This is a genomic window from Micromonospora andamanensis (assembly GCF_016863495.1).
Classification (GTDB): Bacteria; Actinomycetota; Actinomycetes; order Mycobacteriales; family Micromonosporaceae; genus Micromonospora; species Micromonospora andamanensis.
On record NZ_BOOZ01000083.1, the window covers coordinates 1 to 14088 of the forward strand.

At 67.6% G+C, this 14088-nt stretch carries 13 protein-coding genes and 1 pseudogene; 4 read left to right on the forward strand and 10 right to left on the reverse strand.

The window, feature by feature from the left end; translation table 11 throughout:
- Positions 1-187 (forward strand): DUF2867 domain-containing protein (locus tag Van01_RS31875; RefSeq protein WP_204015543.1); only part of this gene is annotated, 187 nt, incomplete at its 5' end.
- Between the two features lie 80 nt (positions 188-267).
- Here Van01_RS31875 and Van01_RS31880 read toward each other — a convergent pair.
- Positions 268-1326, reverse strand: coding sequence for an alpha/beta fold hydrolase (locus Van01_RS31880; protein ID WP_373306317.1), 1059 nt, complete (start codon positions 1324-1326; stop codon positions 268-270).
- A 281-nt stretch (positions 1327-1607) separates the two neighbouring features.
- Between Van01_RS31880 and Van01_RS31885 the strand changes: the two genes are divergently transcribed.
- Entirely contained in the window at positions 1608-1988 is a 381-nt protein-coding gene (locus tag Van01_RS31885) for an SCP2 sterol-binding domain-containing protein (protein WP_204015547.1), read from the forward strand.
- A complete protein-coding gene (locus tag Van01_RS31890) occupies positions 1981-4062 on the forward strand; it encodes an amylo-alpha-1,6-glucosidase (protein ID WP_204015549.1) in 2082 nt (693 codons plus the stop codon). Before Van01_RS31885 ends, Van01_RS31890 begins: the two co-directional genes overlap by 8 nt.
- Before the next feature lie 37 nt (positions 4063-4099).
- Here Van01_RS31890 and Van01_RS31895 read toward each other — a convergent pair whose 3' ends face one another.
- Both Van01_RS31895 and Van01_RS31900 read right to left on the reverse strand, forming a co-directional pair.
- Positions 4100-5086: a S41 family peptidase gene (locus tag Van01_RS31895; RefSeq protein WP_204015552.1), complete on the reverse strand. Its 987-nt coding sequence runs from the start codon at positions 5084-5086 to the stop codon at positions 4100-4102.
- A 185-nt stretch (positions 5087-5271) separates the two neighbouring features.
- Complete coding sequence (locus Van01_RS31900) at positions 5272-6144, reverse strand: alpha/beta fold hydrolase (RefSeq protein WP_204015554.1); 873 nt, start codon at positions 6142-6144, stop codon at positions 5272-5274.
- 85 nt (positions 6145-6229) lie between these two features.
- On the opposite strand from Van01_RS31900, the gene Van01_RS31905 reads away from it, so the two are divergent.
- The gene (locus Van01_RS31905; RefSeq protein ID WP_204015556.1) at positions 6230-6796 is read left to right on the forward strand and encodes a CGNR zinc finger domain-containing protein; all 567 of its coding nucleotides are present in this window, start codon (positions 6230-6232) and stop codon (positions 6794-6796) included.
- Positions 6797-7002: 206 nt separating this feature from the next.
- On the opposite strand, the gene Van01_RS31910 is transcribed toward Van01_RS31905, so the two are convergent.
- From Van01_RS31910 to Van01_RS31940, 7 genes and pseudogenes are all read right to left on the reverse strand, one after another.
- Complete coding sequence (locus Van01_RS31910; protein WP_308442438.1) at positions 7003-8019, reverse strand: helix-turn-helix domain-containing protein; 1017 nt, start codon at positions 8017-8019, stop codon at positions 7003-7005.
- A 325-nt stretch (positions 8020-8344) separates the two neighbouring features.
- Positions 8345-8935 carry a DNA alkylation repair protein gene (locus Van01_RS31915; RefSeq protein WP_204015560.1) on the reverse strand — a complete coding sequence of 197 codons (591 nt, stop codon included), beginning with the start codon at positions 8933-8935 and terminating at the stop codon, positions 8345-8347.
- Positions 8936-8987: 52 nt separating this feature from the next.
- Complete coding sequence (locus tag Van01_RS31920) at positions 8988-9563, reverse strand: TIGR03086 family metal-binding protein (RefSeq protein ID WP_204015562.1); 576 nt, start codon at positions 9561-9563, stop codon at positions 8988-8990.
- Between the two features lie 46 nt (positions 9564-9609).
- Entirely contained in the window at positions 9610-10026 is a 417-nt protein-coding gene (locus Van01_RS31925) for a hypothetical protein (protein WP_204015564.1), read from the reverse strand.
- The gene (locus tag Van01_RS31930) at positions 10023-10988 is read right to left on the reverse strand and encodes an RNA polymerase subunit sigma-70 (protein ID WP_204015566.1); all 966 of its coding nucleotides are present in this window, start codon (positions 10986-10988) and stop codon (positions 10023-10025) included. The genes Van01_RS31925 and Van01_RS31930 overlap by 4 nt, the downstream gene beginning before the upstream one ends.
- Before the next feature lies 1 nt (position 10989).
- Complete coding sequence (locus Van01_RS31935; RefSeq protein ID WP_204015568.1) at positions 10990-11586, reverse strand: dihydrofolate reductase family protein; 597 nt, start codon at positions 11584-11586, stop codon at positions 10990-10992.
- Positions 11587-11799: 213 nt separating this feature from the next.
- Positions 11800-13326 (reverse strand): annotated as a pseudogene (locus Van01_RS31940) (MFS transporter); the annotation flags it as partial.
- Positions 13327-14088: the final 762 nt, after the last annotated feature.

A 14088-nucleotide genomic window follows, 5' to 3' on the forward strand; every position in this document is an offset into this window, starting at 1 on the left:
CTCAGTTATGCACATCGGCTGGGTCCCGGACGAGTCCGGCGGCTACCGCGGCCAGATGGCAGTTCTGGTCAAGCCCAACGGATTGCTCGGCGCCGCGTACATGACCGCGATCAAGCCGTTCCGGCGCCTGTTCGTGTATCCAGCGCTCCTGCGCAGCATCGAGCGCGACTGGCGCGCACACGTGTAGGACCTTCTCGTCGTGCTCGGGGGCGGTCGAGACGCGGACAGGGGCAGCAGATCGGGCGCCGGACGGGCAAGGTCCGGGCGTCAGCCGCGGCGGTCAGTCAGGGCGAGGAGTTCGGCGGCGAACTCGGCCGGCCGCTCGATGTGCGGGCTGTGGCCGCAGCCGGTCAGCACCACCTCCCGGTACGTCCCGCCCGCCGCCGCGTAGCGCTCCAGCACCGCCCGGGTCTGCCCGATCATCGGCTGCGGCGGGTACCCCTCCTCCCCCGGCCAGCCAGGCACCACGCCCAGCGACCCAAGGTGTGCGACGTCGAACTGCGAGGTGTCCGAGACGAACGCATCGGCGTCGCCGCGTACCCAGGTGATCGGGGGTTTGGTCGGCACCGCGACCAGGTCGTCGGCGATCCGGAAGTGGGACGGCGCGAAGGCGTTCAGGACTCCCCGCCCGCCCGGCGCGGTCCCCGGCCAGTTGGCGGACGGCTCGGCCGTGCCCGGATAGTTGTCGTCGCCGGTCACGGTGGACAACAGGGTGTCCAGCAGCAGCTCCTCGTCGTCGCCAAGCGTCGCCGGATCGGCGACGTACGCATTGCGGAGCACGGCGCGCGGGCTCGTCGGCCCGTCGTCGTCGCGATCCTTGGCCGCGAGTCGACGGACGAAATCCGGGTCAGCCGTTCCGGCCCCGGCACCCGCGAAGTCCGGCTTGGTCAGGGCTCCTTCCAGGCCCCTCGTGCCACCGAAGCCGTACGGCGAGATCGGCGCCTCCAGCAGCAGGCCGGCCACGCGACCGGGAACGTCGACAAGCAGTTGCATGGCCACTCCGGCGCCCAGCGAATGACCGACGACCACCGGCTCTGCGCCGGCCGGAAAGAGGGACCCGACGTCGAACAGGGCAGCGACGTCGTCGGCGAAGTCAGCCAGGCCGCGCGTCGCATCGACAGGGGCGGTGTCCGTCTGCCCGAAGCCGCGCAGGTCGGGCGCGACGATCCGCAGGTGGCCTGGCAACCGCCGGACCAACGGCTCCCAGAACAGCGCCGACGTGCAGTTGCCGTGGATCAGTAGCACCGGTACACCGTCCGACGGCCCGGCCACCCGCACCGACTGGGTGAGTCCGTTGGCCGCCACGGCGTGCTGCCGAGTCTCCACCTGCGCCATATTGCCAGGCCGCCCGAGTACCCGTCACGGCATCCGCCGACACGGTCCGAGTCTCCCGACGTGTGCGTCGCCGGACAACGGCGACCAGGCACAGCGCCGCTCGCGCGCCGACGCCCGCCCGGCCGGCGGAGTCCGCCAGCGCCCTAGCGAAGTGCAATGCGCCGGCCAACCGATGGACGATCGCCATGGACCGCAGGACACACCGTACGTGTGCCGAAGGCACAATCGGGTAAGCCACGCCGTCCCGTCAGCCCCGACCGCCGGGAGGGCACGTGACTTCCTTACTAGTCCGATACCTCGAGGATCTGCGAGGCGACTCACGTCGGTTCGACACCCTGCCGGGATCACTAACCGCGACCATCCGCCTTGATATCCACACCACGCAGGGCGTTGACAAGTGGTTTCTGTTGATCAACAAGGGGATCGTCCAGTCCTCGAAGGAGTCGACACATCCGGATCTGGTGATGTGTGCGCCTCAGCAACTCTTTGATGACTTCACGTGCGGCAACTCAAGGGTCATGCCCGCGCTCTTCCGCAACGCCATGCAGATCGAGGGCGACCTTCGACTCTTGACGATCTTCGATCGGATTCTGCCCGTGCGGAAGATGAGGCACCACGGCTACGGGCGCGCGGAGGAGCCGGGCAATGGCTGACAGGCACGTCAACACACTCGACGGCGACGTTTTCGTCGTCAGTGACGAGAGCGGGGATATCGAGACCAATCCAAAATATCCGACTGGCCTGTTCTCGTTCGACACGAGATTTCTGTCGAAGTGGATCCTGACGATCAACGGCGAGCGACTCCACGCCCTGTCGAACGACGATCTAGAGTTCTATGAAACCCGCTTCTTTCTGGCGCCGGGCGAACCGACGCATTACGTTGATGCGAAGATATCCGTGATCCGACACCGCCTGGTCGCCGGCATGTTGACGGAGCAGTTGACCGTCCTTAACCACGATCACCAAGGTGTCGACCTTCACATCCGGTTGGATGCTGCCAGCGATTTTGCCGACATTTTCGAGATCAAGGATCTGAAGGAGAAGCAGGGCAGCATATCTGTGCGTACCCAGAGTGGGGCTTTGGAGCTCCGGTACGACCGGGAATCCTTCAGCCGGACCACCATCATTACTCCGGACGCGCCAGCCGACGTCGATCAGGAAGGGTTCTCATTCAAGATCCACTTGGAGGCCGATGGAAGGTGGGAGACCACGATCAATGTTGAGACGCTGATACGTGGTGCCGCAGGTCGTGATTTGAGAGCCAGCCTCAGCACCCACCGTGGCGAATCCCGGCCTCAGGTGCGCCAGGAGTTGGACACGTGGATCGAGAAGGCACCCAGACTAGTTTGCGAGGACGAGCGCCTCGAAACGGCGTACTGGCGAAGCCTGGCAGATCTTGCCGCCCTCCAGAGACGACCACTCTCACTCACCCAGAAGCTGCCTTGCGCAGGACTACCCTGGTTCATGGCCTTCTTTGGCCGGGACAGCCTTTTCACATGCCTTCAGAGTCTTCCGTACATTCCGCATACCACTCCACCGACACTGCGAGCCCTAGCGAATGTACAAGGCAGCAAGGTTGATGAATTCCGCGACGAAGAGCCGGGAAAGATCATGCACGAGATCCGGTTCGGCGAGACATCCGCCTTCGAAGAGCAGCCCCACTCACCCTACTATGGTTCAGCAGACTCAACGCCCCTCTTCTTGATCCTGCTCGATGAGTATCGGAGATGGAGCGGCGATGACGACCTGGTGCGGTGCCTTGAGCAAGAGGCAAGAGCGGCCGTCCGCTGGATGAACGATTGGGCGGACCCCTTGGGCAGTGGTTACATCTGGTATGAGACAAAGAACAGCGCCACTGGTCTGGTGAACCAGTGCTGGAAGGACTCATGGGATTCCATCTCCGATCACGGTGGCGCTCTTGCAGGCCATCCTCGTGCCACCTGCGAGTTGCAGGGGTACGCGTACGACGCGCGGTTGCGAGCAGCGCGGCTCGCCCGCGAAGTGTGGGATGATCCAGAATTCGCGGCCAAACTCGAGACCGAAGCGGCGTCACTGAAAGAACGCTTCAACCGTGACTTCTGGGTATCGGAAGGCGGTTACTACGCACTTGCGCTCGACGGAGACGGCAGGCAGATCGATTCACTCTCCTCGAACATCGGCCACCTGTTGTGGAGTGGCATCGTAGACGACGACAAAGTTTCCGACGTCGTTGAACATCTTCTAGGGCCGAGGCTGTTTTCAGGATGGGGAATCCGCACTCTGGCAGTCGGCGAGGGACGCTACAATCCAATCGGCTACCACGTTGGCACGGTCTGGCCCTTCGACAACTCCATCATTGCGGCAGGGCTGGCACGGTACGGCTACCGCCAGGAGGCCGCGCGAATCGCCGAGAGCATGTTGGATGCTTCCGAATTCTTCGCAGGCCGGCTGCCGGAAGCATTCGCTGGATACGACCGATCGCTCACAAAGTATCCGGTCGAATACCCGACAGCCTGCAGTCCGCAAGCCTGGTCATCCGGTTCTATCCTCCTCTTTCTGACTACGCTACTTGGCCTGGAGCCCCATGGTGATCACCTCATCGTGAACCCTGTACTCACGCCTGAGATGGGCCGTATCGAACTATTTAACATCTCCGGACCGTGGGGGCACCAAGATGCCTTCGGACGCGGCCCGCGCGAACAGATTCCAACGAGACGGCCGCATCGGCGTCGTGTGTTCGGCGAGTAGCGGCTGTAGTTTTATCATCCCTCCAACCCAGCATGGCTCACAATCTGCTGATTCGAGGGATGTCCGTGGTCCTCGCCTCCTGCCGAGTGATGCCGGTCAGCGCCTCTCGGGCCTCGTCGAGGACGAACGCAGTGCTCGAGGTCGTCAGCACATGCTGGAGTGCCGTCTCGTAGGCGACGGCGAACGCCTGTTCGGCGGGCACGTCCATATCAGGAGTCACGCCGGTGCCCTCCCAGTTGGTGCCGGTGACCGGATTGATGGACCGGGCCGTCGGGATCGTGATCTCCAGGGTGTCAGTGATCGGAAACGCCTCGGTCGGATGCGCCCCGCCGCGGGTGGTCCGACCGATCAGGGTGGCCCGACGCTGAGCTTGCAGGTTGTAGGCCAGTTCCTCACCGGCGGAGAAGGTGTAGTCACTGGTGAGCACGTACACGGGCCGGTCGAGGTAGCGTGCACCCGGCAGGTACGCCAGCGTCCAATACTGCCGCGTCTGTCCAGTAGCGGCGGCGAAAACATCGTTGAGGTGGATGTCGGCGTCGGGAAAAAAGTAGCTGCACCAGAACGCCACCCCCTCGGGAGCCCCGCCCCGGTTACGACGCAGGTCAATGATCAACGCATCCGTGTGGGACACCAGCTCCATGGCCGCAGCGATGGCGCGCCCGCCCAGCGCGGGGTCCGGCACGCCGCGCAGATCGAGGTAGCCGACATTGCCGTCGAGTCGTTCGGCACGGGCGATGCGATATCCGGTCAGCCGCTGGTACTCCCGCCAGGCGACTGTCGGGTCGCCCTCACCGGTACGGCCCGTTGGTACGGCCTCCCGCAGTCGCACGCGCAGGTGCTTGTCGGCGCACAGGCCGAACAGGTGCTCGGTGAGCCGGTGTCCCAGCGCCGCCTCGTCCAGACCGTCGTACTCTCCAGCCAACGCCCGCCTTCGGATCTCATCGGCTGCTGCGACGGCCCGGTCCGGGAATACGTACTTGCCGGTGAGCAGGTCGCAGGCGATGGCGGTGAGATGGCGTGCCATCAGCGCAAGCTAACAGGCGTGGGCGAGCGGCTGAGCGCGGTAGGCGCAAGGAAGTATGCGCCATACGAGCGGCCTGGCTACGACAACCAGTACCTGGAGAGTCCAGCGACTGGCGATCCGCGTGTTCTTGCCAGGCCAGGAGCTGGGCCCCATGGGGGGAGCGGGCTGCGGGTGCACGACTGTCCTCAGCTCCATACCCGGTCAAGGAAGTCGGCGATGAGTGGAGCGACCTGCGGGAGGTGAGTTTCGAGGGCGAAGTGGCCGGTGTCGAACAGGTGCAGTTCGGCGTCGGGCACGTCTTGCAGGTAGGCGCGGGCACCAGGCTCGGGGAAGAACGGGTCGTTGCTGCCCCAGGTGATGAGGGTGGGAGGGGTGTGCTTGCGCAGCCAGGCCTGCCAGCGGTCGTAACGCTGGACGTTGGAGTGGTAGTCGAAGGCCAGCGCAACCTGGGCTTCCTTGCGGCCAGGCAGATCGAGGAAGTGCTGGTCGAGGATCCAACCGTCTGGAGCGATCAGGTCGGGATCGGCGACTCCGCTCTCGTACTGGCCTCGGGTGCCGGTGATGGTCAACAGATCACGGATAGTTGCCTCTGCGCCTGGCGACTCGGGTCGGAGAGCGATGAAGTCCCGGGCTCCGTCCGACAAGCCCTCGGCGTAGGCGTTGCCGTTCTGCACGACCAGGCCGGCCACCCACTCGGGGTGCCGCTCGGCGAGCCGGAAGCCGACCGGCGCCCCGAAATCAAAGACGTACATCACGAAACGGTCGAGGCCAAGCCGGCGGACGAAACCTTCGGTGACGTCGGCAAGCCCATCGAAGGAGTAGGTGAAGCCGTCGGGCGCGTGGGTGTGACCGAAGCCAGGATAGTCCGGGGCGATCAGCCGGTACCGGGAGCCGAGAACGTCGATGAGGCGGCGAAACTGGTGTGAGGCCGAGGGAAAGCCGTGCAACAGCAGCAGCACGGGGGCATCGGCACGCTCGGGAAGCGACTCCCGGTAGAAGACCCGGACGCCGTCGACGTCTAGGTGACGATGGGTGGTGCTGGCGACCTGATGGCTCATCACTAATGCCCTTCTGCGATAGGTATGCATTAGGTATAGCCAGCATCTTACTAACGTGTCAAGGCCGCCATGTACCATTAGATGCATGAGCGACCTCACCCCCCTGACCGGGGAGCCGCTTGCGCTCGATCTGGTCAATACCCGGCCGACCGACGCCGACCTGCTGGCCGTCCCTGCCGATCTGCGCGTATGGCTGAGCCTGCAGGCCAACCGGTTCCCACAGGCGCGAGGGTTCGCCGCCGTCGACTACACAAGTGCCGACCTGGCCGCCGTACGCAAGGTCCGCGAGTGCACGGCCCGCGTTCTTGATCACGCGCGGCACGGTACCCAGCCACCACCGGACGACCTGAAAGCACTCAATCGGGCTCAACGCGCCGCGCCCGCCATCCGTGAAGTCACCTGGAACGGTACGGCGGTCACGGCCACCCACAGCCGCACCGGCCCGCTGGGGACACAGCTGACGGCCTGGCTCGCCGAAGCCGCTGCCGACCTGCTCACCGACTCGGCGGTCGTACGGATTCGTCAATGCGAGGCCGACGACTGCGTGATGCTGTTCCTGCCCGCCCATCCACGCCGCCGCTGGTGCTCCGCGGCCCGCTGCGGAAATCGCGTCCGCGTGGCACGCCACTACCAACGTCACAAGCCCGCGTGAAGTCGCGCCCCGTTGTCGTTGTCACGCCGCCGCGAAGCCGGATACCGCAGGTGCTGGCCTGTCAGAAGCAGCCGGCAACCGGACCATCACGGTGTTGATGACGTGTCGCCAATGCGGGCTGCAACCAGTTGGTCCCGTTGTCGCCCGCTTCGGGCCCGACGTGCAGCTGCGACGATGGCCGTGTCACACGGTTAGGGCATCCGGCGTCAACCTTGGATCAATGACTGGCTGATCGCGTGCAACTTTTGCTCGGTCTCGCTGCCGGGCTCCGCGTGAAACACAATCAGCATCTGATGATCGTCCTCGGCGGTCCGCAGGACCGTGTCTCGCAGGTGCAGGGTGCCGAAGCGTGGGTGATTAAGCTGCACGGCACCCATAGATCGCTCACGGACCGGGTGAGCGTTCCACAGTCGGGCGAACTCGGGGCTCGCTGCCAGTAAATCCTTCACGACAGCCTGGATTTGCTGGTCGTTCGGGTAATGCGCCTGCGACGCTCGTAGCCGGCCCACGATGTCTTGTGCCACCATCTCCCAGTCCGCGAAGCGTCGCCGGTGCGCGGCGTCGAGGAACAGTTGACGCGCCCAGTTGAGCGCCGTCGGACCGGCCCACGGGGCTTCGAAGGGCAGATGATCAGCGAACACAGCGTGAGCCAGACGGTTCCACCCCAGCAGGTTCATGGATCGGCCGAGCACTCCGACAGGTGTCTCCCGGATGATCCGGAGCACGAGCTGAAGATTCTCGGCGAGCGCTTCGGGGCCGTCGGCGAGGAGCCTCGGCGACTCCGCGCGAGACAGGCGGTGCATCTGTGCGCGGTCTTCCTGATCGAGGTTGAGCGCGCCGGCAATGGCATCCAGTACGGTCGGTGACGCTGCAACAGCGCCCTGCTCGATTCGCGTGTAGTAGGACGCGCTCACACCAGCGAGCAGGGCAAGCTCCTCACGCCTGATCCCCGATACCCGGCGCCTGCCGTAACTCGGCAACGGCAACTGTCCAGGATTAAAGGCACTCCGGCGGCTACGAAGGAACTCCCCGAGCGCTATATGCCTGGTTCTCGCCGTGCCCACTGGGCGCCCTCCTCTGCGGCTATGACGCAGTGTAAGGGCAACCCGGTGCCATCTCGGCGTCATATGGGGGGCCGGACCTGCGGCGACGGGGCCGGCCACCACGGGCACATCACCACCGAGTAACCGAGAGTCACCTGTATCTGTTACGGCGCTCATCATCCGTGCGCATCCTTCGTGTGTACCACCTTTTCGTTTCCCGGACTCCAGGCAACGCGGTTTCCGTGCTGCCCGATCAGGCGGCTGGCGTCAGGATGCATGCCTACGTCGGATCCAGCTGATCAGACGACACAGCAGGCAGCAACGGCGCCAGAACAGCCCACTGCGCGTCAGTCAGGTCATGCCGCCTCGTCACCGCTACGCTGGCCACGAGGTCTCCGGTGCATGGTGCTTCTTGGTCGTTGTACCAAGTACCGGAGACCTCTCCAGTTATCGATCACCGCCACGCCGAGACCTCAACCGGCCAACCCAAGTTACGAAACACGCCTTAGAGCTTGCGACGGGCCAGCCGGGCCGCCGGACGGGCCATCGCGGATTCAAACTCGCCGAGGAAGCCGAGCAGCCGGTCACGCTGCCGGTCTCCGGCGTGGGCGAGCCAGATGCCGACGGCCTTGTTGACGACGGTCTCCGGGTCGGCACAAAGCCGTTCGGCGACGGCGAAGCCGGCTTCCACGTCGGCGTCGCTGCCGTACTTGACGAACCACAGCGGGGCGGTGATCGCCGTGCGGCGCCTGATCGGTTCGGCCGAACCGGCGAGGTCGTGCAGGAGGTCGTACGGGCCGCCCGCGAGGGCCGAGCCGAGGACCCACGGGGCGGCGCGGTCGACCATGCCCCAGTCGTCGATCCGGTCGTGGTTGCGCAGGTAGACGTCGACGAGTTCCGGCTGGCCCGGGCGGCGGCGGGCCTGGAGGTCGAGGACGCAGACGGCTGCCATCCGCGCGGCGTAGGACGGCTCGGCGAGCAGCACCTCCACGTCGGGGAGGGCGAGGTCGCGGGCGGCCTTGGCGACGCCGAAAAGGTCCTTCATCGCGATGCCGCCGGAAGGGTCGACGAGGCCGCGGGCCCGGAGCTCGGCCATGACGCGGTCGGCGGTCCAGGGTGTCTTCTGCTCGCGTCCGCCGGGCCGGCCGTTATCCGGCATGGGGGTCGCGTCCGATGAAGGCGAGGAGCCGGGTCTGCGGGTCGGCATCGTCGGGGACCTCGACGCGCGGCCCGTACTGTCCGCTGGACCGCAGGATGTCGTCGAGCGGCTCCATGCCGTCGACCATGACGGCGCAGCGCTCGGGGTCAAGCGTCTCGTCCTGGCCGGTCGCGCGGGCCAGGTCCCACGTATGCATGAAGACGTCCGCGGTGAAGTACCGGGAGATCGCCGTCGCCAGGGGCAGCTCGCCGATGTGTGGGTGGGAGAACAGCCGGCTCTCGGTCGCGGGGTCGTCCAGGACAGCCTGGACGCCGTCGCTGAAGGCCCGCCAGGCACCCGAGGGGTCGCTCTTGACGTCCGGGCCCGCGGGCAGGGTCAATCCCGTGCCCTGGTGGAGCAGTTCGGGGAACCACTCCAGAAGATGCCGGACGACGTCGCGGGCGGTCCATCCCGCTACGGGGGCAGGCCGTTCCCAGGTCTGGTCGTCGGGCACGGCGTCGACCAGCCGCGTGAATCGTCGGGCGATCTCGCGGTACTCGTCGGCGGGGGTCTGGTTCGGGATCATTGGTTGGTCTCCTCGGCTAGTCAGGGTACGTGGAGGCGTGGCTTTGCTAGGCGGCGGGCGGCGCGGTCTCCGCGCCGGCAGGGCACCCGGGGGCGTGACGGTCGTGGCTATCGGCGTCGGGCCGCCGGCTGCCGCCTCCCGGGGCGGGGCCGACGGCCGGCGGCCGGCGGGTGATCGCGGCGATGACGGCCCTGGGGCCGACGGCGTGAAGGGTCGTTGGGCCGGTCAAGGCGAAGCACAGGGAGTCGCCCTCGATCAGGCGCAGCTTGCCGCCGGCAGCGGTCTCGAGGTCGACCTCGCCGTGCTCGACGATCGCGAACACGTCGTACCAAGCTCGGTCGCATACCAGCGGGACGCCGCGGTCGAGGACGTGGTGGCGCTGCACGACGCCAGCCGGCAGCCGGCGGCCGGCCACGTAATCAGGGCCGGGCGACGACGGATCGGCCCGGGTCGGGCCGGTCATGCCAGGACCTGCGGCAGACCGAACGCGGGGAAGTGCTTGTCCCCGAACGTCGTGATCTCGGCGATGCTCGGCCCGGCGGTCCGCAGGACGTCGAGCTTGAAGGCACGGAACTGTCCCGTGTCAGGATCCTGCAGGTAGCAGGCCGCAGCGGGCTGCCGGTTCGCCGACGTCGCCACGAGACGCCAGGTCCCGGTCGAACGGGCGCGCTCGGCCAGGCCCATGATCGCGTCGCGGCCTTCGAAGAGGAACGGCGCGGGCGGCATCGTGACGCGTACGTCCTCGGCGAGCAGCGCGAGCGTCGCGGAGGTGTCGCCGGCCTCGTAGGCCCGGATGTACCGGTCGAGGACGGCGCGTTCATCCGCGCTCGGCGACGCCGCTGTCCACGTCTCGCGCTGCTCGATCGGGTGGTGCTCCCGCAAGGTCGCCCGGGCTCGTTGCAACGCGCTGTTCACCGCCGCCGTCGACAGTTCGAGCAGGCCGCCGACGTCGCCGACGGGCCAGGCCAGGACGTCTCGGAGGATCAGCGCGGCGCGCTGGCGGGGCGGGAGGAGCTGGAGGACCGCCAGGAACGTCAGCTCGATCGTCTCCCGTTCGACGACGGCGGCGTGCGGGTTGTCGGCAGGGGCCATTTGCACGTCGGGGTACGGCTCCAGCCAGGGGATGTCCCTGAACGACTCAAGCTCGTGGACGCGACGGCCCTTCGCCTTGATCGCGTCCAGGCAGGCGTTCGTCGCAATCCTGTAGAGCCACGCCCGGACGTTCTCGACGAGCTCGAGGTCATCGCGTCGTCGCCAGGCCCGCAGGAACGTCTCCTGGACGAGATCCTCGGCGTCCTCGAACGAACCGAGCATTCGGTAGCAATGGACGCGGAGCTCGTGCCGGTGCCGGTCGTTCAGCTCGGAGAACGACCGGTCGCCGGCCGGATCGGCGGGACGCCCCGCCGCACTGTGGTCGGTTTCCATGTCAGGCAGCCTTCCGGACGTCGTAGACGAGGTGGGTCACGCCCCGGCCCTGGACCACCGCCGGGGTTCCGAGCAGCACCGGACCGGGGCGCGGCCCAGCGAAGAACGGCGTACCTCCACCGAGCAGGACCGGGACGAGATCGACAGCGATCACGTCGAGCAGACCAAGGTCCAGGCACTGCCGGGCGATGTCGGCGCTCGCGACGGCGACCGACCGGCCGCCGGCGGCCGCCTTTGCCTGCGCGACGGCGCTGGCGACACCGCCGGTGACGAACGTGAACGGCGCCTCGGGGTGTTCCCAACCGTCCGGCGGACGGTGGGTGACGACGAACACAGGGACACCGGCGGGGTACCGGCCGCCCCAGCCTTGTGTCAGGTCGAACAGCCGACGCCCGCAGATCAGAGCTCCGGTGGCGCGGACTGCTTCCACGATCCTCGCCGCGCTGGCGTCGGACGTTCGGAACTCCCGGGCGTCCCCCGGCATCTCGACGGTTCGTTCGCCGGCGGAGTACCACGCGAACAGCTCGGCCACGCTGCCCGCGCTGTCGTCGATGTACCCGTCCAGCGACATCGACATGTTCGCTACCACCTTGCCCATTGCGATCGCCTCCCGTTGCGGTGTGCTGTTTCCCGATATGACGACGCCGGCCGGCAAGGTCATCGGTGCTGATGCGGAAGAGTCCGGACGGCCTTCCGGACGGCCCCGGAGAGGGGCCGGCCGTCGGGTCGGGGGCGTTGACTAGGCGATCGAGGCCAGGTCGCCCGCCGCGGCGGTTTCGTCGTGGGTCGTTCCGGGTTCCCCGGCCGGTTCGGCCAGCGGCGGAACGCCACGGAGGACGACCGCGGTGACGGCCGCAGTGACGAGCAGGACGACGGCGCCGACGGTCGCGGCGGCTCCCAGCCCTTCCGCGAACGCGGCCCGGGCGGCGTCGATGACGCCGTCGGGCAGCCTGCCGGCGAGGGCGACGGCGCCGCCCAGGGTGTCGCCGGCCTGGTGCGCGACACCGGCGGGCAGGCCCTCCAGGGCGCCGTCCACGTCGCGGCGGTAGGCGACCGTCCCGATCGTGCCGAGGACGGCGATACCGAGCGCGCCGCCGAGCTCGTTCGCGGCCTGACCGAGCCCGGCGACCGATCCTGCCTGCTCGGGCGGGGCCGCGCCGATGGCCAGGTTCAGGCTGATGGTGCTGACCGGCGCGAGGCCGACGACGACGACGAGCAGGAGCGCGACCACGGTCGGCGCGCCGGTGCTGGCATCGACCGTCGACAGGGCCAGGAGCCCGACGGCGGTCACGGCCATGCCGCTCGACAGGAGCGCTGCGGGGCGGACCTTGGCGGCGAGCTTCGGGACGACGCCGCCCGCAGCGATCATCATCGCGACGACGGGCGGCAGACCCCAGAGCCCGGCTCGAAGCGGCGAGAGGCCGACGACGAGCTGCAGGAACTGTGCCGTGAAGAAGAACGTCCCGAAGGTCACGAACATGGCGACGGCGTTCGCGCCCAGGGCGGTGCTGAACGCGGGCCGGCGGAACGACGCCAGGTCGACGAGCGGCTGGGCGAGGCGGCGCTGCCGTGCCCCGAACACGACGAGGGCCGCCGCGCCAGCGACAGAGACGGCGACGACGACGGCCGACAGGCCGTTCTGCGCGATGTCCTTCACGGCGAAGACCGTGGCCAGGATGCCGGCGACGCTCAGCGCCGCGCTGGCAAGGTCGACCCGGCCGGCGGCGGCGTTGCGGACCTCGGGCAGCAGCCGGGGTGCGAGGGCCAGCAGCAGCAGCCCGACGGGCACGTTCGGTACGAACACCGACCGCCAGGACCACGCCTCGAGCAGCACGCCGCCGCACAGGGGGCCCAGGGCCGCGCCGAGCGCGAACGAGCCCATCACCATCCCCAGGGCTGCCTGCCGCTGCCTGCCGTCGGCGAACATTCCGAACACCAGGGCCATCGTCGACGGCAGCAGCGCGGCGCCGGCCAGACCTTGGAGTCCCCGCGCGGCGATGAGCATCTCAGGGGACGTGGCCAGCGACGCCGCGACCGAGGCCGTGATGAACCCTGCCGCGCCCGTCATCAGTAGGCGACGCCGGCCGAGCCGGTCGCCGAGCGCGCCCATGACGACGAGGGCCCCCGCCATCAGGAAGCCGTACGTGTCAATGATCCACAGTAGCTGCGTCGCGGACGGAGCGAGGTCCTGCGTCAGGGACGGAACCGCGAGCAGCAGGACGGTCAGGTCCATCGTGACGACGAGGCACGCCAGCGCGAGGACGGCCAGGCCGACCCATTCTCGCCGCCCGGCCCGCGTCGGGGCGGCGGTGCCTGCGGAATCGGTGCGAGTACTCATTTCTGCTCCCTGGGGTGTGTTGACGACACACGTAGGACGACAGGGAGCCGCGGCGTCATCGGTTTACTCCCTGCTCTCGTACCGGCGGGGATTCCGCTGGTTGGTGGCATCCGCGACACGGACCCGGATGACCAGGGCAAGGGTTCGGCCTGTCGGTGGGTTGCTGCTCCCGCAGGCTCATCGCCTGAGCCGGCGAGAGCAGTCAGCACGGTCCATGTCGTCGCCGCGGACCCCGAGCTGGACTTTGTGATCGATCGGCGCTGGCGAGCTCGCGCACGTGACGAGTTGGCGGTCATCGAGGGCCGCATCGGCGGGGTAGCTGCCTGAGTGGCTACGCCGTGGCAGGTTACAGGCGTGGCCGGTCAGCAGCACGGCCACGTCGAGCATCTCGCTGCCGTGCAGCTCGGTCCCGGTCAAATGCGGTGACCGCGTGCTCAAGCCAGGTCAGCTCGTTCGGACCGATTCACCCAGGCGCCAGCCGCGATCACGGCCAGAGCGGGTGCCATACCCGCCAGCACCAGTCGACGTGTCGGCCAACGTGCGGCCCGTGTCGCACCGGCCGTCACCGCTTGTATTCGACCTGCAGCCTGTCGACCCGTACGGGAGAGTGCTGTCCGCTTTACCTCCGCAACGCCACGACGCCTGGCCCGTGGAGCTCGTCCAGTGCAGCCCATCGCCCGGAAACGGCCAGCAGCAGTGAGAGCGCAGTTCCGCTTACCTCGGGGCCGTCGCCGATCACGAGGTCGACATCTGTGGCCCTAA

Coding starts and splice junctions, on each gene's coding strand:
- Van01_RS31930 (WP_204015566.1), bottom strand. CDS start 10,988: ATGGAAACCGACCACAGTGCGGCGGGGCGTCCCGCCGATCCGGCCGGC.
- Van01_RS31920 (WP_204015562.1), bottom strand. CDS start 9,563: ATGATCCCGAACCAGACCCCCGCCGACGAGTACCGCGAGATCGCCCGA.
- Van01_RS31925 (WP_204015564.1), bottom strand. CDS start 10,026: ATGACCGGCCCGACCCGGGCCGATCCGTCGTCGCCCGGCCCTGATTAC.
- Van01_RS31915 (WP_204015560.1), bottom strand. CDS start 8,935: ATGGCCGAGCTCCGGGCCCGCGGCCTCGTCGACCCTTCCGGCGGCATC.
- Van01_RS31910 (WP_308442438.1), bottom strand. CDS start 8,019: ATGATGAGCGCCGTAACAGATACAGGTGACTCTCGGTTACTCGGTGGT.
- Van01_RS31905 (WP_204015556.1), top strand. CDS start 6,230: ATGAGCGACCTCACCCCCCTGACCGGGGAGCCGCTTGCGCTCGATCTG.
- Van01_RS31890 (WP_204015549.1), top strand. CDS start 1,981: ATGGCTGACAGGCACGTCAACACACTCGACGGCGACGTTTTCGTCGTC.
- Van01_RS31900 (WP_204015554.1), bottom strand. CDS start 6,144: ATGAGCCATCAGGTCGCCAGCACCACCCATCGTCACCTAGACGTCGAC.
- Van01_RS31935 (WP_204015568.1), bottom strand. CDS start 11,586: ATGGGCAAGGTGGTAGCGAACATGTCGATGTCGCTGGACGGGTACATC.
- Van01_RS31895 (WP_204015552.1), bottom strand. CDS start 5,086: ATGGCACGCCATCTCACCGCCATCGCCTGCGACCTGCTCACCGGCAAG.